At 43.6% G+C, this 25,838-nt stretch carries 16 protein-coding genes; 6 read left to right on the forward strand and 10 right to left on the reverse strand.

Annotated elements, in window-relative coordinates:
* Positions 1-18: 18 nt before the first annotated feature.
* From HMPREF0106_RS08245 to dapF, 5 genes are all read right to left on the reverse strand, one after another.
* Complete coding sequence (locus HMPREF0106_RS08245; protein ID WP_007752233.1) at positions 19-1,458, reverse strand: ammonium transporter; 1,440 nt, start codon at positions 1,456-1,458, stop codon at positions 19-21.
* Positions 1,459-1,474: 16 nt separating this feature from the next.
* On the reverse strand, positions 1,475-1,831 hold the full coding sequence (locus HMPREF0106_RS08240; protein WP_004303701.1) for a P-II family nitrogen regulator: 357 nt from the start codon (positions 1,829-1,831) through the stop codon (positions 1,475-1,477).
* Positions 1,832-1,979: 148 nt separating this feature from the next.
* Positions 1,980-2,741, reverse strand: coding sequence for a hypothetical protein (locus HMPREF0106_RS08235; protein ID WP_009040500.1), 762 nt, complete (start codon positions 2,739-2,741; stop codon positions 1,980-1,982).
* A 186-nt stretch (positions 2,742-2,927) separates the two neighbouring features.
* A complete protein-coding gene (locus HMPREF0106_RS08230; RefSeq protein WP_004315728.1) occupies positions 2,928-4,160 on the reverse strand; it encodes an LL-diaminopimelate aminotransferase in 1,233 nt (410 codons plus the stop codon).
* Between the two features lie 50 nt (positions 4,161-4,210).
* A complete protein-coding gene (gene dapF, locus HMPREF0106_RS08225; protein ID WP_004315729.1) occupies positions 4,211-5,026 on the reverse strand; it encodes a diaminopimelate epimerase in 816 nt (271 codons plus the stop codon).
* A 414-nt stretch (positions 5,027-5,440) separates the two neighbouring features.
* On the opposite strand from dapF, the gene HMPREF0106_RS08220 reads away from it, so the two are divergent.
* Entirely contained in the window at positions 5,441-5,737 is a 297-nt protein-coding gene (locus HMPREF0106_RS08220; RefSeq protein WP_004315730.1) for a thioredoxin family protein, read from the forward strand.
* Positions 5,738-5,982: 245 nt separating this feature from the next.
* On the opposite strand, the gene HMPREF0106_RS08215 is transcribed toward HMPREF0106_RS08220, so the two are convergent.
* From HMPREF0106_RS08215 to gltB, 4 genes are all read right to left on the reverse strand, one after another.
* Complete coding sequence (locus tag HMPREF0106_RS08215; protein WP_004315731.1) at positions 5,983-6,750, reverse strand: glycerophosphodiester phosphodiesterase family protein; 768 nt, start codon at positions 6,748-6,750, stop codon at positions 5,983-5,985.
* Positions 6,751-6,974: 224 nt separating this feature from the next.
* On the reverse strand, positions 6,975-8,642 hold the full coding sequence (asnB, locus tag HMPREF0106_RS08210; protein WP_008640624.1) for an asparagine synthase B: 1,668 nt from the start codon (positions 8,640-8,642) through the stop codon (positions 6,975-6,977).
* A 214-nt stretch (positions 8,643-8,856) separates the two neighbouring features.
* The gene (locus HMPREF0106_RS08205) at positions 8,857-10,197 is read right to left on the reverse strand and encodes a glutamate synthase subunit beta (RefSeq protein ID WP_004315733.1); all 1,341 of its coding nucleotides are present in this window, start codon (positions 10,195-10,197) and stop codon (positions 8,857-8,859) included.
* Between the two features lie 114 nt (positions 10,198-10,311).
* Positions 10,312-14,916, reverse strand: a complete 4,605-nt coding sequence (gene gltB / locus HMPREF0106_RS08200) for a glutamate synthase large subunit (RefSeq protein ID WP_009040501.1) — start codon at positions 14,914-14,916, stop codon at positions 10,312-10,314.
* A 362-nt stretch (positions 14,917-15,278) separates the two neighbouring features.
* Between gltB and glmS the strand changes: the two genes are divergently transcribed.
* The 5 genes from glmS (at position 15,279) to HMPREF0106_RS08175 (ending at position 24,851) form a co-directional block, all read left to right on the forward strand.
* The gene (gene glmS / locus HMPREF0106_RS08195; RefSeq protein ID WP_004315736.1) at positions 15,279-17,123 is read left to right on the forward strand and encodes a glutamine--fructose-6-phosphate transaminase (isomerizing); all 1,845 of its coding nucleotides are present in this window, start codon (positions 15,279-15,281) and stop codon (positions 17,121-17,123) included.
* A 132-nt stretch (positions 17,124-17,255) separates the two neighbouring features.
* Positions 17,256-19,139: an amidophosphoribosyltransferase gene (locus HMPREF0106_RS08190; RefSeq protein WP_009040502.1), complete on the forward strand. Its 1,884-nt coding sequence runs from the start codon at positions 17,256-17,258 to the stop codon at positions 19,137-19,139.
* Between the two features lie 27 nt (positions 19,140-19,166).
* The gene (gene carA, locus HMPREF0106_RS08185; RefSeq protein WP_009040503.1) at positions 19,167-20,300 is read left to right on the forward strand and encodes a glutamine-hydrolyzing carbamoyl-phosphate synthase small subunit; all 1,134 of its coding nucleotides are present in this window, start codon (positions 19,167-19,169) and stop codon (positions 20,298-20,300) included.
* Between the two features lie 73 nt (positions 20,301-20,373).
* A complete protein-coding gene (carB, locus tag HMPREF0106_RS08180; RefSeq protein ID WP_009040504.1) occupies positions 20,374-23,601 on the forward strand; it encodes a carbamoyl-phosphate synthase (glutamine-hydrolyzing) large subunit in 3,228 nt (1,075 codons plus the stop codon).
* Between the two features lie 203 nt (positions 23,602-23,804).
* Entirely contained in the window at positions 23,805-24,851 is a 1,047-nt protein-coding gene (locus HMPREF0106_RS08175; RefSeq protein WP_032839530.1) for a mannose-1-phosphate guanylyltransferase, read from the forward strand.
* A gap of 3 nt (positions 24,852-24,854) precedes the next feature.
* On the opposite strand, the gene HMPREF0106_RS08170 is transcribed toward HMPREF0106_RS08175, so the two are convergent.
* A complete protein-coding gene (locus HMPREF0106_RS08170; RefSeq protein WP_032851511.1) occupies positions 24,855-25,751 on the reverse strand; it encodes an AraC family transcriptional regulator in 897 nt (298 codons plus the stop codon).
* Positions 25,752-25,838: the final 87 nt, after the last annotated feature.

The following is a 25,838-nucleotide window of genomic DNA, read 5'->3' on the forward strand; positions in this document are numbered from 1 at the left end:
AAACCGTTCATCACTAAATTAGTTGTAAGCCGATTCTCCGTGTTCGTAAATATCAAGACCTTCTTCTTCGATACGTGCCGGAACGCGAAGTCCGTGAATCTTATCAAGCGTTTTGAAAATGATGAATCCCATGCCTGCTGCCCATGCACCTACTACCAATGCTCCAAATATTTGTGCACCGAGGAACCCGAAACCGTAGCCATAGAATAAACCTTCACTGGTGGAGAACAAACCTGTAAGAATAGTTCCTAAAAAGCCACAAACACCATGTACAGAAGATGCACCTACCGGATCGTCTATCTTTAACACCTTGTCAATGAAGTCAACGGAGAATATCATTACGACACCACATATTGCACCTATTAAGGCTGCTCCTGCAGGAGATACTGCGTCACATCCTGCTGTGATGCCTACCAACCCTGCCAAGATACCATTCAGTGTCAATGACAGGGAAGGTTTTCCATATTTCATCCAGCTCACCAACAGAGCGAAGAAACCACCGGCACAAGCAGCCAGATTCGTTGTCAGGAATACGTGGGAGATGGCGATAGCATCGGCTTCGGTTGCTGCTGCCAATTGAGAACCGGGGTTGAACCCGAACCATCCGAACCAAAGAATGAATACGCCTAGTGCGGCAATAGTCAGGCTATGACCTGGGATAGCTTTTGATTTGCCGTCTTTACCATATTTACCGATACGGGGACCAAGAATGGCAGCACCTACCAAAGCAATCCATCCACCTACAGAGTGAACGACCGTAGAACCGGCAAAGTCATGGAAGGTGGTTCCGAAGAGACTCATCATGAAAGAACCTTCTTCACCGTTCATCAACCAGCCTCCGCCCCATGTCCAGTGACCGGATATCGGATAAATCAGTACACTGATAAAGATGGTGTAGACGATATACATGGAGAATTTTGTACGTTCTGCCATGGCTCCTGATACAATTGTAGCTGCTGTCGCACAGAATACGGTTTGGAATATGAGGAATCCTTCGGTTGGCAGACCATTATCAATGAAAGAAAGGTCGAAGAAGTGGGGCATTCCGATGAATCCGCCTGCGCCGAACATCAATCCGAAACCGATAAACCAGTATAGTAAAGAGCCGAACATGAAGTCTACAAAGTTCTTCATCAGAATGTTGGCAGTATTTTTCACTCTGGTAAAACCTGCTTCTACTAATGCAAATCCCGGCTGCATGAAGAATACGAGCATTGCTGCAAGCAACATCCATACAGTATTCAATCCAAGAGCTAATTCACCAAGCGTATCGGGAGCTGCTGATGCTTCTTCAGCAGGAGCGGTAACGACTTCGGTAATTGTTTCTGTAACTGCTGCAACTGTATCGGCAGCAGCTGTGTTTTGTGCCGACATATCAGTAGTAAAACAGCACAAAATGAATATAGTAGTGGCTATCCACAGCTTTACGAAGCTATGGCTTTTATATTTTGTATCCATAATAGTATAATCTTATTTAACGTTCTTGTTCTGCATTGTAGAGGGCTATGTCACCACGTTCGGCAGTGCGTATGCGGATAGCGTCTTCGATAGGAATGACGAAAATACGTCCGTCACCGATTTCTCCGGTCTGTGCAGCTTTGATGATAGCCTGCACTGTTTTCTCGGTATTCTTGTCGCGCACGACAATAGAGATCAAAATTCTTTCAATGGTGCTGGTGTCATATACTACGCCACGGTAGATACGTCCTTGCCGTGCTTTTCCAATACCTCTTACATCGTAATAAGAGAACCATTCGATGTCCGCTTCGAGTAGGGCGTCTTTTACGTCCTCGAATTTGGTTTTACGGATAATAGCTTCAATCTTTTTCATATACCTTAAATATTAGTGTGTCCTGTAAAAGAAAGAGGTATAGGGTAGCGGCAGCCATAGCAGGTTACCATACAACAAACCGATAAAATCTAAACTCTAACTACCTTTTCTAATCCCTATACGCTCTTTGTATTGTAAATTCTCTCTCTTAAAAACTTAGTCCGAAAGCAAAGTAGGCTCCTTCAGTGCGAGGGTTCACTGTTACTTTGGCAAATGTTGGTACAGAGAAGGAATCTGTGATTTTAATCTCCTTGGATGCTCCGAGACTGATGTCTGTTACGCAGAATCCACTGGTATAGCCATTATAAAAAGTCGTTTCCCAGGGAACCATACCTAAATTTACTGTCCAGTCGAGACCTCCTAATTTGAAAGGTGCGCTAAGTGCGAGGTAAGAAGAATAAGCTCTTTTGCCGTTTTCTTTTACACCGTCGGCACCTGCAAAGTTTGTGTACCAGTTGACGGCTAGCGGACCGAAATCATATCCCACTTGTGCTTCAAATACATGTGCTGTAGAATAGGCCCCATATTGGAAATACTTATTGGTTGTATAAATCTCCTTTCCGTATTCGTCTACATCCCCTGTATATGTTTTATCAAACCAATAATCCGTTATTGAAACACTAAATCCACCAATTGAATAACCGAGAGTTAAATCAAACTCTTTTGCATCTTTGGATTCAATTCCTACTGATCCCCATGCTTCGAGTGATAAACCTTTGTAAGAGATTCCCAGTGAAGGCTGGACGCTAACTCCGCCTAAATTCTGACCGCGCCAGATGTAACCACTTACCAAATCTGCTCCAACGGAAGCTTCTACCTTATCTTGTGCCATCATTGTAGACGGGACAAGTCCTGACAGTAATAATGCTACTGTTATTACCCCCAATTTGTTGTTAATCGTCGTTTTCATCGTCTTTTTACCTTTAAAAGTTAGAAAAATGTGGATGTACGGTCCATTTGTTATATAGTAGCGCGCAAAATACTATCGTTTTTTATAGATAACTGATTATGGATAACTGATCCTGCAGGAATGATGATGTCCGTTTAATGGGGGCATGTTGAACTTTCTATTTCCCGCTATCCATTATTCATTCAATCAGAGCCAGTTTTTTATTCTTCTCATCGCTTCGATACAGTCGTTGCGTTCGCCGAACGCAGTTAAACGGATATACCCTTCACCGCTTGGCCCGAAACCTACACCGGGAGTACCGACCACATTGGCTTCATACAACATCTGTTCGAAGAATCGCCATGAAGAAAGTCCGTTCGGAGTTTTCACCCACAAGTAGGGAGCGTTGACGCCGCCGTATACTTTCAGTCCTGTGGCTTCCAATCCTTCCTTCATGATTTTTGCGTTGGTCATATAATAGTCGATTGTTTTCTTAATCTGTGCCTTGCCTTCTGCACTGTAAACGGCTTCTGCTGCCCGTTGGGTAATATAAGAAGTGCCGTTAAACTTAGTACACTGGCGACGGTTCCACAATCTGTTGAGTGGTATGCGATCGCCTTCCAGAGTGGCGGCAGTGAGCTCTTTCGGAACCACGGTATATCCGCAGCGTACTCCTGTAAATCCTGCCGTTTTTGAAAAACTACGGAATTCAATCGCGCACTTTTTAGCTCCTTTAATCTCATAGATAGAGTGGGGGACATTCTCGTCCTGGATATATGCCTCGTAAGCGGCATCGAACAGAATCAGTGTATCGTTTGCCAAGGCATAATCCACCCACTTTTTCAGTTCCGGTTTGGTTAAGGTGGTCCCTGTCGGGTTGTTCGGATAACAGAGATAAACGATGTCTATCCGTTTGTCCGGAATTTCCGGGATAAAGTTGTTCTCACTTGTGCAAGGCATATAAGTAACGTTGCTCCATTTACCCGTTTCTTCTTCCAATACTCCGGCGCGTCCGCACATAACGTTACTGTCTATGTAAACCGGATAAATGGGATCTGTAACACCTACGCTATTGTCGTGGCGAAGAATATCACCTATATTTCCGGTATCGCTTTTAGCCCCGTCACTGACAAAAATCTCGGATGCCGAGAAATGAATCCCGCGTGGAGCGAAATCGTTCTTTATGATTGCTTCAATCAGAAAATCATATCCCTGTTCAGGACCATATCCGCGGAATGTATCTTTGCCGGCCAGTTCTTCTACCGCTTTATGCATTGCTTCTATACAGGCTGGAGGAAGTGGCTGCGTAACGTCGCCGATACCTAGCCGGATGATGTCCTGTTTGGGATGTGTTATCCTGAAAGTATTTACCTTTTTCGCTATATCCGAGAATAAATAACTTCCCGGTAATTTTAAAAAATGCTCGTTTACTAATGCCATATTGTTATTGTTTTAAGTTTCTATTACTATTCATTCTCAACTCTCCATTCTCAACTCTCAACTTCTTCAACAATTTCCCCATCGAAAACCTTGGTTGCCGGTCCGGTCATTAATATATGTCCGGAGGTTTCATCCCATTCGATGGTAACTGTCCCTCCATCCATTATCACATCGCTTTTTCTTCCTGCAAGTCCGTTGATGAAGGCGGCTACTGCTGTGGCGCAGGCACCTGTTCCGCAAGCTTGAGTAATTCCCGATCCTCTTTCCCACACTCTCATCCGTATGGTGTCTTTACCGACGATCTGTGCAAACTCTACATTCGTTCTGTCGGGAAAGAGAGGATGATTCTCCAGTTCAGGACCGATTTCCGGCAGATTAATTCGGGTAATGTCATCAATAAATGTGACAAGATGAGGATTACCCATTGATACTTTAGTAGATTGGAAAGGATATTTCTTTCCCCAATCAATCTCTCCTGTTTCTTGCGGACTGCCCATATCTACGGTGACTGTACTGACTGTTTTTCCCTCTACCTGCAATTTCAGAATTTTAATTCCCGATAGTGTATCCAAAGTTATTTCTGTTTTATCAGTCAATCCGTATTCATATACATATTTGCCTACGCAGCGGCTACCATTACCACACATCATTGCTTCCGAACCGTCGGCATTGAAAATACGCATACTGAAATCCGCTTTATCAGAGACACCAATCAATATTAGTCCATCGCTTCCGATTCCTGTATGAAACTTGCTCCATTCGATCGCTTTCTTTTCAGGGTCTGCTATCGGATATCTGGTCGTATCTACATATATGTAGTCATTTCCTGCTCCATGCATTTTAGTGAACTTAATTCTTACTGTCATTTTGATTGGTATTTATTGGTTGTTGTATCCTTTTGTTTTATTACAATGCAAAGATATGACTTTTTGCTTTATATTTTATTGAAAAGTATGTCTAATCTCTATTAATTTTCTGTGAACTTATAATTGCCTTTCATACGGCTATGTTTAGTTATAATTTGGAATTATATATATTCATATATTAATAAACTGTTATTTGAGCGAATTGCTTTGCATATTCTTTCATAATATATGAAGAATATTTAGTCCTAATAATCCATAAAACCAGTTATAAAAACAAGAAATATATTCTTTTTCTTTTGACGATATGAAAGTGAAAATCCTTATTTCTCTATCATATTGTTCGCGGAGTGTTTTGAAGAACCTTTTTCTGTATTCATTGTTTTAGCACTATCATTAATATAAAAACGTAGCGATATGAATATAGAGAAACAATTAGAAACAGCTATTAAAACCAACCATTTGGTGTTGGTGGTGTTCTATGCCGATTGGTCCCCTCATTATGAGTGGATAGGGCCTGTGCTTCGAACTTACGAAAAGAGAACTGTGGAATTGATTAGAGTGAATGCAGAAGAGAATAGAGCAATTGCTGATGCTCATAATGTAGAAACAGTACCGGCTTTCCTTCTATTGCATAAGGGGCATGAACTTTGGAGGCAGGTAGGAGAGCTTACGGTAGAAGAATTAAAAGAGGTATTGGATGATTTTCAATGAATTGTCTGTAATCTTTTATTGGTATTCATAAAAAGGACTCTTTTCTTTTTTCGTTAAAAGATTGATATTTCTAAAGTGTTGGTATTAAGAGTATTATAGAAGAGCATTTTTTCATTTAAAGAAACGGGTGTTTCCTTTTAAAGGAAACACCCGTTTGACACCGAGAAACAATCTGTTTCTTTTAAAGGAAGATTCCGTTTCCTTAAAGCCAGATATTAAATTCTTTAATATGTGAATATTTTTTCTTATTGAAGCTTTTTAAGTTCTTCTTGTAAGATGACCGGTTCGTTAGTGGTGATGAAATCTACCTTTTGTTCGATCAGCCATTTCATATCTTCTACTTCGTCTACTGTCCATACGTTGACTTTCAAGCCGAGGTCGTGAGCTTCTTTGATCCATTCGGGGTGTTTCTTAATCACTCCCATGTGATAGTCCAGACCGGCAGCACCCAGTTCTTTCAACTCTTTGGGAGACAATTCTCCGTTAAGGTAATATACCGGAGTACCGGCAGGAGCCAGACGGATAAACTCTTTCATGGCATGTAGAGAGAACGTGATATATTCCATACGGTTTTCCAGTCCCATTTTCTTCACCATGGCAACAATTCCTTGTACCGCTTTAGTCTCACGTTTCTTGTTGCTATGCGCTTTCAGTTCGAGAATCAATTGGGTTTTACAGTTTTTTCCGGTTTCCAGATACTGTTCCAGGCTGGGTAAGTTTTCTCCGTTGGATAATTTAAGTCCGGTCAGTGCATCACCTTTGGAATATTCCATCGGCCTCATCTTATATACAGGATCATGGTTAACCACCAGCTTGTTATCCTTCGCGATCCATACGTCAAATTCTGAACCGTAACAACCGATGGAGTCTGCTTTTAGAAGTGATGAAATACTGTTCTGCGATGATCCCGGAGTTTTCCAGAAACCGCGGTGAGCTATCACTTTTGTCTGTGCCTGCATACAACAAGCAGCCATTAGAAGGGCAGAAGCCATCATCATTTTTTTTAAATTCATTTGTTTGATCTTTTAAAAGTTTGATAGATTTAATTGGGTTTGGCCTCAAAATTATAAAAAAGAAAACGCAAATCAGCCGATAATATGCTAATCTGCGTTAATCCTTGGGATTTTAGAATAGAAATGCTACAAAAGAGTGTCAAAAATAAGACTGTCTGTCATAAAAACATTCTCCGGACACGTCTGATAGTTTGCACAAAAGGAGTTTGTCACTCTTTTATTAATCAGGTATAGGCCTCTTCATGTATTCCTTTCACTGCACGTCCGCTAGGTTCATTCAGATTCCTGAAAGCGATATCCCATGCCAGTGCTTCTGCTGTGGAGCAGGCTACACTCGGAACACTGGGGACGGTGCGTGCTGCGCTTTCACTGGGGAAATGCTCTTCGAAAATGCTACGATAGTAGTACTCTTCTTTGTTTTGTGGCGTATTGATCGGGAAACGTTCGGCAGCATGTTCCATTTGCTCATCGCTCACGGCAGCTGCTGTGATTTCCCTCAAAGTGTCAATCCATGAATATCCTACACCGTCACTGAACTGCTCTTTCTGTCTCCAAGCCACACTTTCCGGTAACATATCGGCAAAGGCTTCGCGAACAATTCGTTTCTCGATGTTTTTTCCGGGGCACATTTTAGCTTTCGGGTTCAGGTTCATTGCCACGTCGAGAAATTCTTTATCAAGGAAAGGGACGCGTCCTTCTACTCCCCATGCTGATAAACTTTTATTGGCACGGAGGCAATCGTACATGTGCAACTTTGAAAGTTTACGTACTGTTTCTTCGTGAAATGCCTGTGGAGTAGGGGCCTTGTGGAAATACAGATACCCCCCGAAAACTTCATCAGCACCTTCACCGCTCAACACCATTTTGATCCCCATTGATTTGATGACACGCGCCAATAAATACATGGGAGTGGAAGCGCGTACGGTAGTTACATCATACGTCTCGATGAAATAAATTACGTCGCGAACAGCATCCAGACCTTCCTGAACGGTGTAGTTGATCTCATGATGGACGGTACCGATATATTCGGCTACCTCACGCGCTTTAATCAAATCGGGCGCGCCCTTTAGACCGATGGCGAAAGAGTGGAGTTGAGGCCACCATGCATCGCTTGCACCGTCTGTTTCTATGCGTTTTGCCGCATATTTTTTGGCAATGGCAGAGATAACGGAACTATCCAACCCGCCCGAAAGCAACACTCCATACGGTACGTCACTCATTAACTGGCGGTGCACAGCCTCTTCCAATGCCACTTTCACATCCTCGGTTTGTGCATCATTCTCTTTGACGGTTTCATATTCTGTCCAGTCGCGCGAATACCAACGTTTCATTTTTCCCTCTTTACTATAGAAATAATGTCCGGGAAGGAATACTTCATATTCGTCACAAAATCCTTCGAGAGCTTTCAACTCGCTGCCGAAGTAGATTTTTCCCTCTTTATCTTTTCCTATATATAAAGGAATAACCCCTATCGGGTCACGGGCAATTAGAAATTCATCCTTTTCCTCATCATAAAGCACGAAAGCGAAGATACCGCTGATATCTTCCAAAAAATGGATGCCTTTATCTTTGTAAAGGGCAAGAATTACCTCACAGTCACTTCCGGTCTGAAAGTTATATTTTCCCGCATATTTAGCTCGAATATCACGGTGATTGTAAATTTCACCGTTGACGGCGAGCACCTGTTTACGATCGGGAGAGTATAACGGTTGTCCGCCACTCTGCGGGTCGACAATAGAAAGGCGTTCGTGTGCCAGGATGGCACTTCCGCCTACATAGATTCCGCTCCAGTCCGGTCCGCGATGACGGATCTTCTGGGCCATTTTCAGTGCTTTATCTCTTAGTTCTTTCGTTTGAACTTTGATGTTGAGTATACCTGCTATTCCACACATAACTTTAATTTTTAGAGGGGGTAATGTAATCTGTTGATTGTTTATTCGCTATTTCTAAGAAGCTGACTAGCTATTCTTAATTCGTTCCATAATTGTTATCGTTTAGTTCCACAACTGTTTCCCTTTAGTTCCATATCTGTTATCCTTTAGTTCCACAGATATGGAACGAACCGATAATAGCAATCGAGCTTCTTGTTGTACACTGTTGCAAAACTTATTGTATTAGATAAGCATCTATTTCCGCAGCAGCCTTTCGTCCTCCCGCCATGGCGCGTACTACCAGGCTGGCACCAGTCTCGGCGTCACCAGCAAGGAATACATTCTTTGCAAATTTCGGTTGCTCCGGTTTCAGGAATCCCATCGCCAATAATACCATATCAGCTTCGATGACTTCCTTCTTCCCTGTTGGTTTCATCGTGGGACGTCCGCCATCTGCTGCCGGAATCCATTCCACTTCTTCCACTTCTACACCTGTCACTTTTCCATTCTTTCCGAGGAACTGATTGGAAGCCAGGCACCAGCGGCGTGTACAACCTTCTTCATGGCTGGAAGTCGTTTTGAAGACTGCCGGCCATTGTGGCCAAGGAGTAGCCGGATTGTAGCCGACAGGAGGTTTCGGCATGATTTCGATTTGAGTGACACTGACGGCTCCCTGTCTCACACTGGTTCCGATGCAGTCGGAACCGGTATCTCCGCCACCTATCACAAGTACTTTTTTGCCTTTGGCATTCACCAATTTATCTTTCGGGAAAGTCTGTCCTGCCAGAAGCCTGTTCTGCTGTGCCAGCATTTCAAGTGCGAAATGGATGCCTTTCAGTTCACGTCCCGGAATACTCAAATCACGTGCAGTCGGCGTTCCGGTACAGATGCAGTAAGCGTCGAATCCTTCCGGCAAATGATTGACGTCTATTTCTACTCCCATTTCAAACAGTATTCCTTCTGCAGCCAATATCTTCATCCGTCGGTCAATTACATTCTTATCCAGTTTGAAATTAGGAATACCGAACCGTAATAACCCTCCGGGTGCTTCATCCTTATCGAATAAAGTAACGCTATATCCTTTTAAATTCAGCTGATTAGCCACTACCAATCCGGCAGGACCCGCACCAATCACCGCCACTTTCTTTCCGTTTCTTCTCGGTGTCTTTACCTGTATATATCCTTCACGAAAAGCCGCTTCCACGATAGCTGCTTCATTCTCGCGAATAGTCACCGGCTGATCGCAGGAAAGTTTCAACACACACGATTTCTCGCAAAGAGCAGGACAAATACGTCCCGTAAATTCCGGAAAATCGCAAGTAGACGACAATACTTCGTATGCCTCCTTCCATTTTCCCCTGTATAATGCATCCTGCCATTCCGGTTGTTTATTTCCTATCGGGCATGCCCAATGACAGAAAGGTACACCGCAATCCATGCAGCGTGACGCCTGCAATTTACGGCTGTTTGTATTCAAAGTCTGTTCTACCTGACTATAGTCAGCGATTCGCTCGTTTACAGGGCGGTATCCCGCCTCTTGTCGAGGTATATTTAGAAATGCTTTAGGATCTCCCATCTTGTTATTTACTATTTGACGATTTACTATTTTTAGACTATCTTGTCATTTGCTATTTGACTATTTACAGACTATACATTCAAATAGTAAATTGTAAATAGTCAAATTGTAAATCTAATAGTCTCTTTGCATGTCTGCAATTTTTTGTTGTAATTTTCTCATCTGTTCCTCCTGCAATACTTTTTTGTATTCGATGGGTACTACTTGGATGAACTGTTCTGCATAATGATTCCAGTTGTCAAGCATGGTACGGGCTAGTTTTGAGCCTGTGTACAGATAATGTTGGCGGATTAGTTCGTGTAGCTCTTTCCGGTAGCTGGCTTCTTCGATGAGTGACAGTTCCACCATTTCCATGTTGCAGAAATAATCGAAGTTGCCATCCTTGTTCCATACGTAAGCCACACCGCCACTCATACCGGCTGCAAAGTTGCGTCCGGTTTGTCCGAGGACTACCACACGACCTCCTGTCATATATTCGCAACAATGGTCGCCCACACCTTCCACTACGGCGACTGCACCGGAGTTACGAACTGCGAAACGTTCTCCTACACAACCGTTGATATATACTTCACCGCTTGTTGCTCCATAAAGTAAGGTATTACCGGCAATTGTATTCTTTTCGGCTTCGAAGTTGCTGCGGATAGGAGGCAATACGGAGATGCGTCCGCCGCTCAATCCTTTACCTAGATAATCGTTCGCTTCACCTTCCAGTTTAAAGTTAACTCCCGGTACGAGGAAAGCCCCGAAAGACTGACCTGCCGAGCCTTTGAACTTCACATTCAGCGTGTGTTCCGGCAATCCTTTGGCACCGTATTTCTTGGCAATCACTCCGGAGAGCATCGCACCTATTGCACGGTCTGTATTGGCAATCGTATATTCTAAAGAAATCTCTTTCTCATGTTCAATAGCTTCCTGTGCCGCATCAATGAGGGTTACATCCTTTACAGTAGAAACACCATGATCCTGATCGATGACATGGCGGATAGCTGCGTTGTTATCAATGCGTGCCAGCAATTTGGTGAAGTCGATTAACGCATGTTTCGGATTCGGGTCGTTGGCAACGGACTTGCGTTCGATCAAGTCTGTGCGCCCGATAATATCATCCATTCTGGTGAATCCCATTTCGGCCAAATGCTCGCGAACCTCCTGCGCCAGGAATGTGAAGAAATTTACCAAATATTCACTACGCCCATGAAAGCGTTTACGTAATTCCTCATTCTGTGTGGCAACTCCCACCGGACAAGTATTCTGATGGCATTTGCGCATCATTACACACCCTAATACAATCAATGCCGAGGTGGCGAAGCCATATTCTTCGGCACCCATTAGCGCCATTAAGATGATGTCACGTCCGGTTTTCAGTTGTCCGTCGGCTTGCAGAACTACTTGACCACGAAGTCCGTTCAAAACCAATGTTTGTTGTGTCTCGCTCAATCCCAATTCCGGTGAGATGCCCGCATAACGGATAGAAGAAGCTGGAGAAGCACCTGTTCCCCCTTCAGCACCGGAGATGACAATCAGGTCCGCCTTTGCTTTTGCCACCCCGGCGGCAATTGTACCGACGCCGCTTTCTGCTACCAGTTTCACACTGATTTTGGCCTGTGGATTTACATTTTTCAGATCGAAGATTAATTGTGCCAAATCCTCAATCGAATAAATATCATGATGAGGTGGGGGAGAAATCAGTGAAATTCCCGGAATGGAATGGCGTGTTTTTGCAATCACATCATTCACTTTAAATCCCGGAAGTTGTCCGCCTTCACCCGGCTTTGCCCCCTGTGCTATCTTAATCTGAATCTCGTCCGCATTAACCAAATATTCTGCCGTTACACCGAAACGTCCGGAAGCTACCTGCTTGATTGCACTTCGTAAGGAACTGCCATCGGGCAGCGGTTGGAAACGGGCAGCGTCCTCGCCACCTTCACCGGTATTGCTGCGTCCGTGAATTTTATTCATGGCAATAGCCATTGCCTCATGAGCCTCTTTGCTGATAGAACCAAAAGACATGGCCCCCGTGACGAAACGATGCAGAATGTTTTCCACCGGTTCTACCTGATCGATCGAAATCGGGTTACGACGGAATCCCAGAAAGTCACGAAGGAAAATAGGCTTCTCTTTTTCGTCTACCAGATGAGTATATTCTTTAAATTTCTTATAACTCCCCATCCGTGTTGCCAATTGCAGCGTACTGATTGTTTCCGGATTCCATGCATGCTCTTCTCCGTCTTTACGGAAAGCATACAAACCGGTAAGAAGTTGAGAATGGAGAGTTGAGAGTTGAGAGTTGCCATGCGGAGCCTCACTCTCCACTCTCAACTCTCCGCTCTCAACTTCTCCCACTCCTTCCTTGTGGAAAGCAATGGCATCTCTGGCTATTTCTTCCAAGCGAATACCTCCGATGGGCGAACCGAGTCCACCGAAATAGGCCTTACTCAATTCTTCGCTCAAACCGACGGCTTCGAAGATTTTTGCACCACGATAAGAGCGGATGGTAGAGATCCCCATTTTACTCATGATTTTAAACAAGCCTTTGCAGATGGATTTGATATAATTCTTTTCAGCAGTGGCATAATCCAACTGAATATCCCTGTCTTTAACCAAGCGGTCGAGAACAGCGAATGCCATGTAAGGATTCAGGGCACTTGCTCCGAAACCCAGTAATAACGCAGCGTGCATCACCTCACGTATTTCACCGCTTTCTACAATCAATGCTGTTTGTACACGTTTGCCGACTGAAATCAGGTGGTGATGAACGGCGCTTACCGCCAGCAATGAAGGAATAGCGGCATGGGTAATATCCACGTCACGGTCGGTCAGGACAATGTAGTTTACGCCTTCCGTCACAGATTCTTCCGCCATTTTACAGAGGCTGTTCAGTGCCTCCTGCAATCCGGCTTTCCCTTTCGCTGCTTCAAATAACATGGGCAGTTTGACCGTTTTGAAGCCTTTATAGCGGATATTACAAAGAATATCCAGTTGTGTGTTGCTCAAAATCGGATGATTCAGGCGGACCATTTTGCAATGACTCTCGCTGGGTGTCAGGATATTCATGCCGACTGCCCCGATGTATTCTGTCAATGACATTACCAGTTCTTCGCGGAGCGGGTCAATGGGAGGATTGGTCACTTGTGCAAATTGCTGCCGGAAATAGTTGTAAAGCAATTGCGGCTTATCCGAAAGTACAGCTAACGGAGTATCATTACCCATTGAATGGATCGGTTCTGCTCCGCTGCTTGCCATTGGCATAATCAGTTTTTCGATATCCTCTTTGGAGTAGCCGAAAGTGCGAAGCATACAGTCGTAGTTTTCTACATGATGAGGTACTTTGCGTCCGCTCTTCAGTTCATCCAGTTCGATTCGGTTCGTAGACAACCAGGTGCGGTAAGGTTTGGCTTCAGCCAACTGTTTTTTCAGTTCGCCATCATAATAAATTTCACCTTTTTCTGTATCTACCAGCAAAATCTTACCGGGCTGTAAGCGGCCTTTTTCTTTGATGTCTCCCGGTTCGAAATCCATCACACCGACTTCCGAAGCCACTACCATCATATCATTTTTAGTAATCAGATAACGGGCAGGGCGCAGACCGTTGCGGTCGAGCATACCTCCGGCAAATCGTCCGTCGCTGAATAGTAGTGCGGCCGGTCCGTCCCACGGTTCCATCAGGATAGAGTGGTATTCGTAGAATGATTTCAGATCCTCGCTGATGGGATTCTTTTCGTTGAAAGATTCCGGCACGAGCATAGCCATGGCGTGTGGCAGGCTCAATCCCGACATCACCAGGAACTCCAGTACATTATCCAGGGAAGCACTGTCGCTCATGCCCGGTTGTATAATCGGGCGAAGTTCTTTTATGTCACCCAAGGTAGGAGTGGAGAGTACGCTTTCGCGGGCTTCCATCCATCCGCGGTTACCACGGATCGTGTTGATTTCACCGTTGTGTGCCAGAAGGCGGAATGGTTGTGCCAATCCCCATGTAGGGAATGTGTTGGTACTGAAACGGGAGTGCACCAGTGCCAGTCCGCTGGTAAAATAGCTATTCGTCAGGTCCGGATAGTAGTTGCGCAGTTGCAACGACGAAAGCATACCTTTATATATAATGTTTTTTGTAGAAAGCGAAACAACATAAAAATCGTCCTTTGTCGGAATGGATGACAGTCTGACCTTATTCTCGATTCTTTTCCGGATCAGATATAACTTCCGGTCGGCCGTTTCCGTTTCTGTAAATCCGGTGATAAACACCTGCTTGATGTCAGGTTCGTTTGCCAAAGCAGATTCTCCTAGAATTTCAGGGCAGGTGGGCACATTGCGCAGATGCATCAATGTGAGTCCTTCTTTTTCAATTTCTTCAATAATGATACTTAAAATGGCTGCCTGGTCTTTCTCATTTTTCGGCAAAAATAGCAATCCTGTGCCGTACCGTCCTTTTTCGGGTACAGGAATACCTTGCAATAAAATAAACTCATGCGGAATTTGCAGCATGATACCTGCACCGTCGCCGGTTTTGTTATCCGCACCTTCGGCGCCACGGTGGCGCATGTTCTCTAATACCTTTAAAGCCGACTCAACAATGTCGTGTGACTTTTCTCCATGAATGTTTACCAGCATACCAACACCGCAGGCATCGTGTTCGTATGCCGCATTGTACAAGCCCATCTGTTTGGGCTGTCGTTGGTAAGGGGATCCTTCTGTTACGTTGTTAAAAAGTTCTTGTTTCTTCATTCTTACTAGCTTTATTGTATGATAATACCTAATTGAAGTGTCAATTTGTTCGGCAAAGTTAGTAGTTTAATTTCAAAATGATAGTAAAATATAAGTTTTCTGTAACGCGAAATTAAAAGAAGAGCCTGTCTTCTTCTAATTTGTAATTAAAAGAAGGAGATTTACTTTTAATTTGTTAGCTCTTTTGGGTTAATGGTGAGCTAATTGTAATTTGTTTCTTTTTGAGCTAAAAATAATATATTATTTAACTTTTTGATGTGTTTACAACTTTTTTATGCGTTTCTGTCAAATAAATATGCTTTTTGTTGTCTTTATGTTATTTGTAATGTGTATATTTGCAGTCGAAATAAAAATATCATAATATGTGTGGAATAGTAGGCTATATTGGTAAACGAAAAGCCTACCCTATCCTTATAAAAGGGCTGAAGCGACTGGAGTATCGTGGATATGATAGCGCGGGGGTAGCAATCATCAGTGATGACCGACAGTTAAATGTGTATAAGACGAAAGGAAAAGTCTCCGATCTTGAAAATTTCGTCACACAAAAAGATATTTCCGGTACAATCGGAATTGCCCATACTCGTTGGGCTACTCACGGGGAACCTTGTTCCGCTAACGCCCACCCTCATTACTCTTCTTCCGAAAAGCTCGCTCTCATTCATAACGGTATTATTGAAAACTACGCCGTTCTCAAAGAAAAACTTCAAGCCAAAGGCTATATTTTTAAAAGTAGTACAGATACCGAAGTCCTTGTTCAATTAATAGAATACATGAAAGTCACTAATCAAGTCAGTTTGCTGACAGCCGTTCAATTGGCGTTGGGAGAAGTGATTGGTGCCTATGCGATTGCGATTCTTGATAAAGAGCATCCCGATGAGATTATTGCTGCCCGTAAGAGCAGCCCGCTGGTAGTGGGGATTGGAGCGGACGAGTTCTTCCTTGCTTCGGATGCCACTCCGATTGTAGAATATACAGATAAGGTGGTTTATCTGGAAGACGGAGAAATTGCTGTTCTCCATCTGGGAAAAGAATTGAAGGTGGTCAACTTGAGTAATGTTGAAATGACACCTGAAATTAAAAAGGTGGAGCTTAATCTCGGCCAGCTGGAAAAGGGGGGATATCCGCATTTTATGTTGAAAGAGATTTTCGAACAGCCCGATTGTATTCATGATTGTATGCGCGGACGTATCAATGTGGAAGCAGACAATGTGGTACTTTCCGCTGTGATCGATCATCGGGAAAAGCTGCTGAACGCCAAGCGGTTTATTATCGTTGCCTGTGGAACTTCCTGGCATGCCGGACTGATTGGTAAGCATCTGATTGAAAGTTTCTGCCGCATACCGGTGGAAGTGGAGTATGCTTCCGAATTCCGTTACCGTGATCCGGTGATTGACGGACAGGATGTAGTGATAGCAATCTCCCAAAGTGGTGAGACTGCGGATACTTTGGCTGCTGTGGAATTGGCAAAAAGCCGCGGAGCATTTATATATGGTATTTGCAATGCTATCGGGTCTTCTATTCCCCGTGCTACTCACACCGGTTCGTATATCCACGTAGGTCCGGAAATCGGAGTCGCTTCCACCAAAGCGTTTACCGGACAGGTCACTGTGTTGGCAATGCTGGCATTGACGCTTGCCAAAGCGAAAGGAACAATTGACGAACGGCATTATCTTTCAATAGTACAGGAATTAAATCATATTCCGGAGAAGATGAAAGAAGTGCTGAAACTGAATGATACCCTGGCGGAATTATCGAAAACTTTCACGTATGCGCATAACTTTATTTACCTGGGACGCGGATATAGTTATCCTGTTGCATTGGAAGGTGCATTGAAATTGAAAGAAATATCGTATATTCACGCCGAAGGTTATCCGGCTGCCGAGATGAAGCACGGACCGATTGCCTTGATTGACGCGGAAATGCCGGTAGTGGTGATTGCTACGCAGAATGGACTGTACGAAAAAGTGCTAAGTAATATTCAGGAGATCAAGGCGAGGAAGGGAAAAGTGATTGCGTTCGTTACGAAGGGAGATACGGTTATCAGCAAGATTGCCGATTGTAGTATCGAACTTCCTGAAACAATAGAGTGTCTCGATCCGTTAATTACTACAGTACCTCTCCAACTTCTTGCTTATCACATTGCGGTATGTAAGGGGATGGATGTAGACCAGCCGAGAAATCTGGCGAAGTCGGTAACGGTGGAGTAATGTGATTTACAATTAGACAATTTACTATTTACTATTTACGATTGAAGAATCAATGATAGATAGTAAGTTGTTTGATTGGCAGGTGGTAATTTAAATCGTAAATAGTAAATCGTCAAATCGTAAATAGTATAGATGGAACAATTGAAACATGAATGTGGCGTTGCCATGATACGTTTGCTTAAACCGTTGGAGTATTACGAGAAAAAGTACGGAACATGGATGTACGGTCTTAATAAGCTCTACCTGTTGATGGAGAAACAACATAACCGTGGACAGGAAGGTGCGGGATTGGCATGTGTGAAACTGGAAGCAAATCCGGGTGAAGAATATATGTTTCGTGAACGTGCTTTAGGCTCCGGAGCTATTACGGAGATTTTTGAAAATGTTCAAAACAACTTTAAGGAGCTCACTCCCGAACAGTTGCATGATGCTGCGTATGCCAAACGAGTCCTGCCTTTTGCCGGGGAAGTATATATGGGGCATCTTCGTTATTCCACTACGGGAAAATCCGGAATCTCATACGTGCATCCATTTTTAAGAAGAAATAACTGGCGTGCCAAGAATCTCGCTCTTTGCGGAAACTTCAATATGACGAATGTGGACGAAATATTTGCCCGTATCACTGCCATTGGTCAGCATCCGCGTAAATATGCCGATACATATATCATGTTGGAACAGGTGGGACACCGTCTTGACCGTGAAGTGGAGCGTGTATTCAATCTTGCCGAAGCCGAAGGGCTTACGGGCATGGGCATCACGCATTATATAGAAGAACATATTGATTTGGCAAACGTACTGCGTACTTCCAGTCGCGAATGGGATGGGGGATATGTTATTTGCGGATTGACCGGAAGCGGTGAATCTTTCGCTATCCGTGACCCGTGGGGCATCCGGCCTGCATTTTGGTATCAGGATGACGAGATAGCTGTTCTTGCTTCCGAACGTCCGGTTATCCAGACAGCTTTGAATGTTCCGTTTGAGGAAATCAAGGAACTGCAACCGGGGCAGGCATTGCTGATTAGCAAAGAGGGAAAGATCCGTACTTCGCAAATCAATAAGCCGCGTGAAAATCAGGCTTGTTCTTTCGAACGTATCTATTTCTCCCGTGGCAGTGACGTCGATATTTATAAAGAAAGGAAACGGCTGGGCGAAAAGTTGGTTCCGAAAATACTGAAAGCAATCAATAATGACATCGATCATACGGTCTTCTCTTTTATTCCCAACACTGCAGAGGTTGCTTTCTACGGAATGTTGCAGGGACTGGATGATTACTTGAATGAGGAGAAAGTGCAGCAGATCGCTGCATTGGGGCATAACCCGAATATGGAGGAGTTGGAAGTTATTCTTTCCCGTCGTATTCGTAGCGAAAAGGTGGCAATCAAGGATATTAAGCTCCGTACGTTTATTGCCGAAGGAAACAGCCGTAATGATTTGGCTGCCCATGTGTATGATATTACATACGGAAGTCTTGTACCCGGTGTTGATAATCTGGTGATTATCGACGACAGCATTGTGCGTGGTACTACGCTGAAACAAAGTATTATCGGTATTCTCGACCGTCTCGGTCCGAAGAAGATTGTCATCGTATCTTCTTCTCCGCAGGTGCGTTATCCTGACTATTACGGTATTGATATGGCAAAGATGAGCGAGTTTATCGCCTTCAGGGCTGCTGTCGAACTTTTAAAGGAACGGGATATGAAAGATGTGATTGCGGCCGCCTACCGTAAATCGAAAGAGCAGGTAGGACTGCCGAAAGAGCAGATGGTAAACTATGTGAAAGACATTTATGCTCTGTTCACTGATGAGGAAATCTCTGCCAAAATGGTAGAACTGCTGACACCCAAGGGAACCAAGGCGAAAGTGGAAATCGTCTATCAACCGTTGGAGGGATTGCACGAGGCTTGTCCGCATCATAAAGGCGACTGGTATTTTAGCGGTAACTACCCTACACCGGGTGGTGTGAAAATGGTGAACCGGGCGTTCATCGACTATATAGAACAAATGTATCAATTCTAACAACCATACAACGATTCAATAATAAGAATGAGAAATGTGACATTAATCCTTGACGACGGGAGCCGGTTTTCCGGTAAGTCGTTTGGCTACGAGAAGCCGGTGGCGGGCGAAGTAGTGTTTAATACTGCCATGACCGGATACCCGGAGAGCCTCACTGACCCTTCATACGCCGGACAGTTGATGACGCTTACCTATCCTTTGGTAGGTAACTACGGTGTTCCTCCTTTTACTATCGAGCCGAATGGACTTGCCACTTTCATGGAAAGTGAGAAGATCCACGCGGAAGCGATTATCGTAAGTGACTATTCTTATGAATACAGCCATTGGAACGCTGTGGAGAGCCTCGGTGACTGGTTGAAACGCGAAAAGGTTCCTGGTATCACGGGCATTGACACACGTGAGTTGACGAAAGTTCTTCGTGAACATGGAGTAATGATGGGGAAAATAGTATTTGAAAATGAAGAATTAAGAATGAAGAATGAAGAATTTCCGTCTTATAGCGATATAAACTATGTAGACCAGGTTTCCTGTAAAGAAATTATTCATTATTTCCCTAGTGGAACAAGCAGCCACAGCGCAGCTAATTCTTCATTCCTCATTCCTCATTCTTCATTAAAAAAAGTGGTTTTGGTAGATTGCGGTGTGAAGACTAATATCATTCGTTGTCTGCTGAAACGTAATGTAGAGGTGATCCGTGTACCTTGGGATTATGATTATAACGGACTCGAATTTGACGGACTGTTTATTTCTAACGGACCGGGGGATCCGGATACCTGTGATGCTGCGGTGCAGAATATCCGCAAGGCGATGGCAAACGAGAAACTGCCTATTTTCGGAATCTGCATGGGTAACCAACTGCTTTCGAAAGCGGGAGGAGCCAAGATTTATAAATTGAAATACGGTCACCGTAGCCATAACCAACCGGTGCGTATGGTAGGTACGGAACGTTGCTTCATCACTTCGCAAAATCACGGTTATGCCGTAGACAATAATACGTTGAGTGCAGATTGGGAACCGTTATTTATTAATATGAATGATGGCTCTAACGAAGGAATCAAGCATAAAAGAAACCCTTGGTTTTCTGCACAATTCCATCCGGAAGCAGCGAGTGGACCTACGGATACGGAATTCCTGTTCGACGAATTTGTAAAACTATTATAACCCATATTCATCACGGATTATAAAAAATCTGTGTTAATCTGTGTAATCTGTGGTGAACCAGAAAGTAGAATCAATGAAAGAAAATATAAAGAAAGTATTGCTGTTGGGTTCCGGTGCCCTGAAGATCGGTGAGGCCGGTGAGTTTGACTATTCCGGTTCACAGGCACTCAAAGCCTTGAAAGAAGAAGGCATTGAAACGATTCTTATCAATCCTAATATTGCTACGGTACAGACGTCCGAAGGAGTGGCGGATCAAATCTACTTCCTCCCGGTGACTCCGTATTTCGTAGAGAAAGTGATTCAGAAAGAAAAACCGGAAGGTATTATGCTGGCGTTCGGTGGTCAGACAGCCTTGAACTGTGGAGTGGCATTGTACAAAGAAGGTATTCTTGAAAAATATAATGTGAAAGTACTTGGTACCCCGGTACAAGCCATTATGGATACCGAGGATCGTGAACTTTTCGTTCAGAAATTGAATGAAATCAATGTAAAGACCATTAAGAGTGAAGCCGTAGAAAATGCGGAAGCTGCGCGTCGCGCAGCAAAAGAACTGGGGTATCCCGTAATTGTTCGTGCTGCGTATGCATTGGGTGGCTTGGGCTCCGGTTTCTGTGATAACGAAGAGCAACTGGATATTCTTGTAGAAAAAGCGTTCTCTTTCTCTCCGCAGGTATTGGTGGAAAAATCTCTTCGTGGTTGGAAAGAAGTGGAATATGAAGTGGTGCGCGACCGTTTCGACAACTGTATCACAGTTTGTAATATGGAAAACTTCGACCCGCTGGGTATTCATACCGGTGAATCTATCGTTATTGCTCCGTCACAAACGCTTACTAACAAAGAATATCATAAACTTCGGGAACTGGCAATACGTATCATCCGCCACATCGGTATTGTGGGCGAATGTAATGTACAATATGCCTTCGACCCCGAATCCGAAGATTATCGGGTGATTGAAGTAAATGCCCGTCTTTCCCGTTCATCGGCTTTGGCATCTAAGGCAACGGGTTATCCGCTGGCTTTCGTTGCGGCCAAATTGGGACTGGGTTACGGACTCTTCGACCTGAAGAACTCTGTAACAAAGACTACTTCTGCTTTCTTCGAACCGGCACTGGATTATGTTGTATGTAAGATTCCACGTTGGGATTTGGGTAAATTCCACGGTGTAGATAAAGAATTGGGATCTTCTATGAAATCTGTCGGTGAGGTGATGGCTATCGGTCGTACTTTTGAAGAAGCTATCCAGAAAGGGCTCCGCATGATCGGACAGGGAATGCACGGATTTGTAGAAAACAAGGAGCTAGTTATTTCTGACATCGACAAGGCTTTGCGCGAACCGACTGATAAACGTATTTTTGTTATCTCGAAGGCTTTTCGTGCCGGCTACACCATCGATCAGGTACACGAACTGACTAAGATTGATAAATGGTTCCTTCAGAAATTGATGAATATCATGCAGACTTCCGAAGAACTGCATAGCTGGGGAAATAATCACAAACAAATAGCCGATCTGCCAAACGAACTGCTTCGTAAAGCCAAGGTTCAAGGTTTCTCTGATTTCCAGGTTGCCCGTGCCATCGGCTACGAAGGTGATATGGAGGATGGTATTCTTTATGTCCGCAAACATCGTAAAGAGGCGGGTATTCTTCCGGTAGTGAAGCAGATTGATACTTTGGCAGCCGAATATCCGGCACAAACCAATTATCTGTATCTTACTTATAGCGGCGTGGCAAATGATGTTCATTACTTGGGCGACCATAAATCCATTGTCGTATTGGGATCCGGTGCTTATCGTATCGGCTCTTCCGTAGAATTTGACTGGTGCGGTGTGCAGGCTTTGAATACTATTCGTAAAGAAGGATGGCGCAGCGTGATGATTAATTATAATCCTGAAACTGTATCTACGGACTACGATATGTGCGATCGCTTGTACTTTGACGAATTGACTTTTGAACGTGTGATGGATATTCTGGAACTGGAGAATCCGCATGGTGTAATTGTATCTACCGGTGGTCAGATTCCAAATAACTTGGCTTTGCGTTTGGATGCACAGCATATCAATATCCTTGGCACAAGTGCCAAGAGCATTGACAACGCTGAAGACCGTGAGAAATTCTCTGCCATGCTCGACCGTATCGGTGTGGATCAACCCCGTTGGCGTGAGTTGACCTCTATGGAAGATATCCATGAATTTGTCGAAGAAGTAGGTTTCCCCGTACTCGTTCGCCCGTCATACGTGCTTTCGGGAGCTGCAATGAATGTTTGTTCCAATCAGGAAGAACTGGAACGTTTCCTGAAACTGGCAGCCAATGTCTCGAAAAAACATCCGGTAGTAGTAAGTCAGTTTATTGAACATGCCAAGGAAGTAGAAATGGATGCCGTGGCGCAGAATGGCGAAATTGTGGCATACGCTATTAGTGAGCATATCGAATTTGCAGGAGTACACTCCGGTGACGCGACTATTCAGTTCCCGCCACAGAAGCTATATGTAGAAACTGTTCGTCGTATTAAGCGTATCAGCCGTGAGATTGCCAAGGCTTTGAATATCTCTGGTCCGTTTAATATTCAGTATTTGGCGAAAGACAATGATATCAAGGTGATTGAATGTAACTTGCGTGCCAGTCGTTCTTTCCCATTTGTTAGCAAGGTACTGAAGATCAACTTTATTGAACTGGCAACCAAAGTTATGCTTGGTCTGCCTGTCGAAAAACCGGAAAAGAATCTTTTCGAACTGGACTATGTGGGAATCAAGGCTTCACAGTTCTCTTTCAACCGTTTGCAGAAAGCCGACCCGGTGTTGGGGGTAGATATGGCTTCCACCGGTGAAGTAGGTTGTATTGGTATGGATACTTCTTGTGCTGTACTGAAAGCAATGCTTTCTGTCGGCTATCGTATTCCGAAGAAGAATATCTTGCTTTCCACGGGTACCATGAAACAGAAAGCCGATATGATGGATGCAGCCCGTATGTTGGTGAATAAGGGATATAAACTCTTTGCGACGGGCGGTACACATAAAGCGCTTGCCGAGAGCGGTATTGAGAGTACTCATGTTTATTGGCCGAGTGAAGAGGGGCATCCGCAGGCGTTGGAGATGCTTCATAGCAAGGAAATAGATATGGTAGTTAATATACCGAAGAACTTGACTGCCGGAGAATTAAGTAATGGGTATAAAATCCGTCGTGCCGCCATCGATTTAAATATTCCGTTGATTACGAACGCTCGTCTGGCTAGTGCATTTATCAATGCTTTCTGTACAATGAGTGTGGATGATATAGCTATCAAGAGCTGGGCAGAATATAAATAAGATGATTATATTCTATTGAAATGAAAAGACAAAGGTCGTTCTTATTATTCGAGAGCGGCCTTTGTCTATTATTGTAGAAATACAATTTTTCGATTATTCAGTTGGAAAATTAAATACTCTTGGTCTTTATTTGCTGTTTTGGACATTTTAATGTAACTTGCGCGCTTATTTAAATAATATTTTTTTACAGGAGGATGATAGGTATGGATAATCATGTTGTAATAATGGCTGGTGGCATAGGGAGCCGTTTCTGGCCGATGAGCACTCCGGAATGTCCTAAACAATTTATTGATGTAATGGGATGTGGCCGGTCACTGATTCAATTGACGGCAGACCGGTTTGATGGTGTTTGCCCCAGAGAAAATATGTGGGTGGTAACTTCTGAAAAATACATTGATATTGTTCGGGAGCAGTTGCCGGAAATTCCGGAAAGTAATATTTTAGCGGAACCTTGTGCACGAAATACTGCACCTTGTATCGCATTTGCTTGTTGGAAAATCAAAAAGAAGCATCCCCGTGCTAATATTGTAGTAACTCCTTCGGATGCATTAGTCATCGATACGGGCGAGTTCCGTAGAGTGATGGAGAAAGCACTTCGTTTTACGGATGATAGCAGTGCTATTGTCACAATAGGTATTCGGCCGACTCGTCCGGAGACAGGCTACGGATATATTGCTGCTGCCAACCAGCTTCAAACAGATAAAGAAATTTATACAGTAGACGCATTCAAGGAAAAACCCGATAAAGAGACAGCTGAAAAGTATTTGGCGGAAGGTAATTACTTCTGGAATGCGGGAATCTTTGTGTGGAACGTGCGTACTATCACTTCCGTGATGCGTGTATATGCTCCGGGTATCGCACAGATTTTTGACCGTATTTTCCCGGATTTCTATACGGAAAAAGAAAATGAAACAATCAAAAAGTTATTCCCGACTTGCGAAAGTATTTCTATCGACTATGCGGTGATGGAAAAAGCGGAGGCAATTTACGTGTTACCGGCTTCTTTCGGCTGGTCGGATTTAGGCACATGGGGAGCACTTCGCGGTCTTTTACCACAGGATAAATCGGGAAATGCTACGGTAGGAACCGATATACGTTTGTATGACAGTAAGAACTGTATTGTGCATGCCAGCGAAGAAAAACGAGTTGTTGTTCAAGGACTGGATGGATATATCATCGCAGAGAAAGATAATACATTACTGATTTGTAAACTGGAAGAGGAACAACGGATTAAAGAGTTCTCGAAATAAAGATTATTTCGTTTGTTGATATTCGTGTGGTGTCATTCCTGTCATTCGTTTAAAGAACTTCGAGAAAAAAGAAGGATTAGGGAAATTTAATTCATCAGAAACTTGATAAACGAGCAGATTGCTATGTTTTAGCAATACTTTTGCTTCTAGTATAATGGACTGGTTTATCCAGTCCATTACTGTTTGTTGACTGGCCTGTCGGATAACAGTATTCAGATAACGTGGAGTGAGGCATAGCTTATCTGCATAGAAATTTACGTTACGTTCTTTCTTGCTGTATACATTGACAAGAGAGATGAAACGTTGGAAAATCTCTTCCTGTCTTGTCAACTGGGCAGAATTCAGTTCAATACTGTTTTGAGCGATATATTCTAAATAATAGATGAGGCTGGCCAAAAGATGTTGTATAGCTTCTTTGCGGAATGGCGGTTCCTGCAATACTCCCCATATCAAGGTGAAATAATGTTCCATTTGTTGCTGTTCTTGTGGAGATAGTAACAATATGATGTTTTTCTGATGATGGAGAAGGTAAGAAAAAAAATCGTCTTTTCCGGATATAGGAAGGAAATTGTGGTCGGCTGCTATCATTTGCATATCAAAATCAGGAGACACCTCTGTGATTTGAATAATGGAGTTAGGAGCGATCACTGCGATGTATCCCGGTTGGATGGTATATTCGATCAGATTAATGAGAATTCGGGCAGAGCCTTGCTTGACGAATGCGATACGCCCTTCTTTAATACGATACGGTTGACCGAGTGAGAAAAGAGTCGTTTCCATCTTTACAAAGCTATTGACGAATCCGAAATCAGAAGATATATAACGATGCTCGTTATGCCGGACAATTTTAAGATTGTCTAATAATTTAAGTGCTAACTCTATCGGTTCTTTTTGTCCCATTTTCTTTTCTCTTTTCCGGCAAAGGTAATAAAATGCGGCATACTTATTTGCTTTTTTCTGTTTTATCGAACTAATGGAACACATTTA

This window comes from Bacteroides sp. D22, assembly GCF_000163675.1.
Classification (GTDB): domain Bacteria; phylum Bacteroidota; class Bacteroidia; order Bacteroidales; family Bacteroidaceae; genus Bacteroides; species Bacteroides xylanisolvens.

Coding starts and splice junctions, on each gene's coding strand:
- HMPREF0106_RS08245 (WP_007752233.1), bottom strand. CDS start 1,458: ATGGATACAAAATATAAAAGCCATAGCTTCGTAAAGCTGTGGATAGCC.
- HMPREF0106_RS08240 (WP_004303701.1), bottom strand. CDS start 1,831: ATGAAAAAGATTGAAGCTATTATCCGTAAAACCAAATTCGAGGACGTA.
- HMPREF0106_RS08235 (WP_009040500.1), bottom strand. CDS start 2,741: ATGAAAACGACGATTAACAACAAATTGGGGGTAATAACAGTAGCATTA.
- HMPREF0106_RS08230 (WP_004315728.1), bottom strand. CDS start 4,160: ATGGCATTAGTAAACGAGCATTTTTTAAAATTACCGGGAAGTTATTTA.
- dapF (WP_004315729.1), bottom strand. CDS start 5,026: ATGACAGTAAGAATTAAGTTCACTAAAATGCATGGAGCAGGAAATGAC.
- HMPREF0106_RS08220 (WP_004315730.1), top strand. CDS start 5,441: ATGAATATAGAGAAACAATTAGAAACAGCTATTAAAACCAACCATTTG.
- HMPREF0106_RS08215 (WP_004315731.1), bottom strand. CDS start 6,750: ATGAATTTAAAAAAAATGATGATGGCTTCTGCCCTTCTAATGGCTGCT.
- asnB (WP_008640624.1), bottom strand. CDS start 8,642: ATGTGTGGAATAGCAGGTATACTCAACATCAAAGTTCAAACGAAAGAA.
- HMPREF0106_RS08205 (WP_004315733.1), bottom strand. CDS start 10,197: ATGGGAGATCCTAAAGCATTTCTAAATATACCTCGACAAGAGGCGGGA.
- gltB (WP_009040501.1), bottom strand. CDS start 14,916: ATGAAGAAACAAGAACTTTTTAACAACGTAACAGAAGGATCCCCTTAC.
- glmS (WP_004315736.1), top strand. CDS start 15,279: ATGTGTGGAATAGTAGGCTATATTGGTAAACGAAAAGCCTACCCTATC.
- HMPREF0106_RS08190 (WP_009040502.1), top strand. CDS start 17,256: ATGGAACAATTGAAACATGAATGTGGCGTTGCCATGATACGTTTGCTT.
- carA (WP_009040503.1), top strand. CDS start 19,167: ATGAGAAATGTGACATTAATCCTTGACGACGGGAGCCGGTTTTCCGGT.
- carB (WP_009040504.1), top strand. CDS start 20,374: ATGAAAGAAAATATAAAGAAAGTATTGCTGTTGGGTTCCGGTGCCCTG.
- HMPREF0106_RS08175 (WP_032839530.1), top strand. CDS start 23,805: ATGGATAATCATGTTGTAATAATGGCTGGTGGCATAGGGAGCCGTTTC.
- HMPREF0106_RS08170 (WP_032851511.1), bottom strand. CDS start 25,751: ATGGGACAAAAAGAACCGATAGAGTTAGCACTTAAATTATTAGACAAT.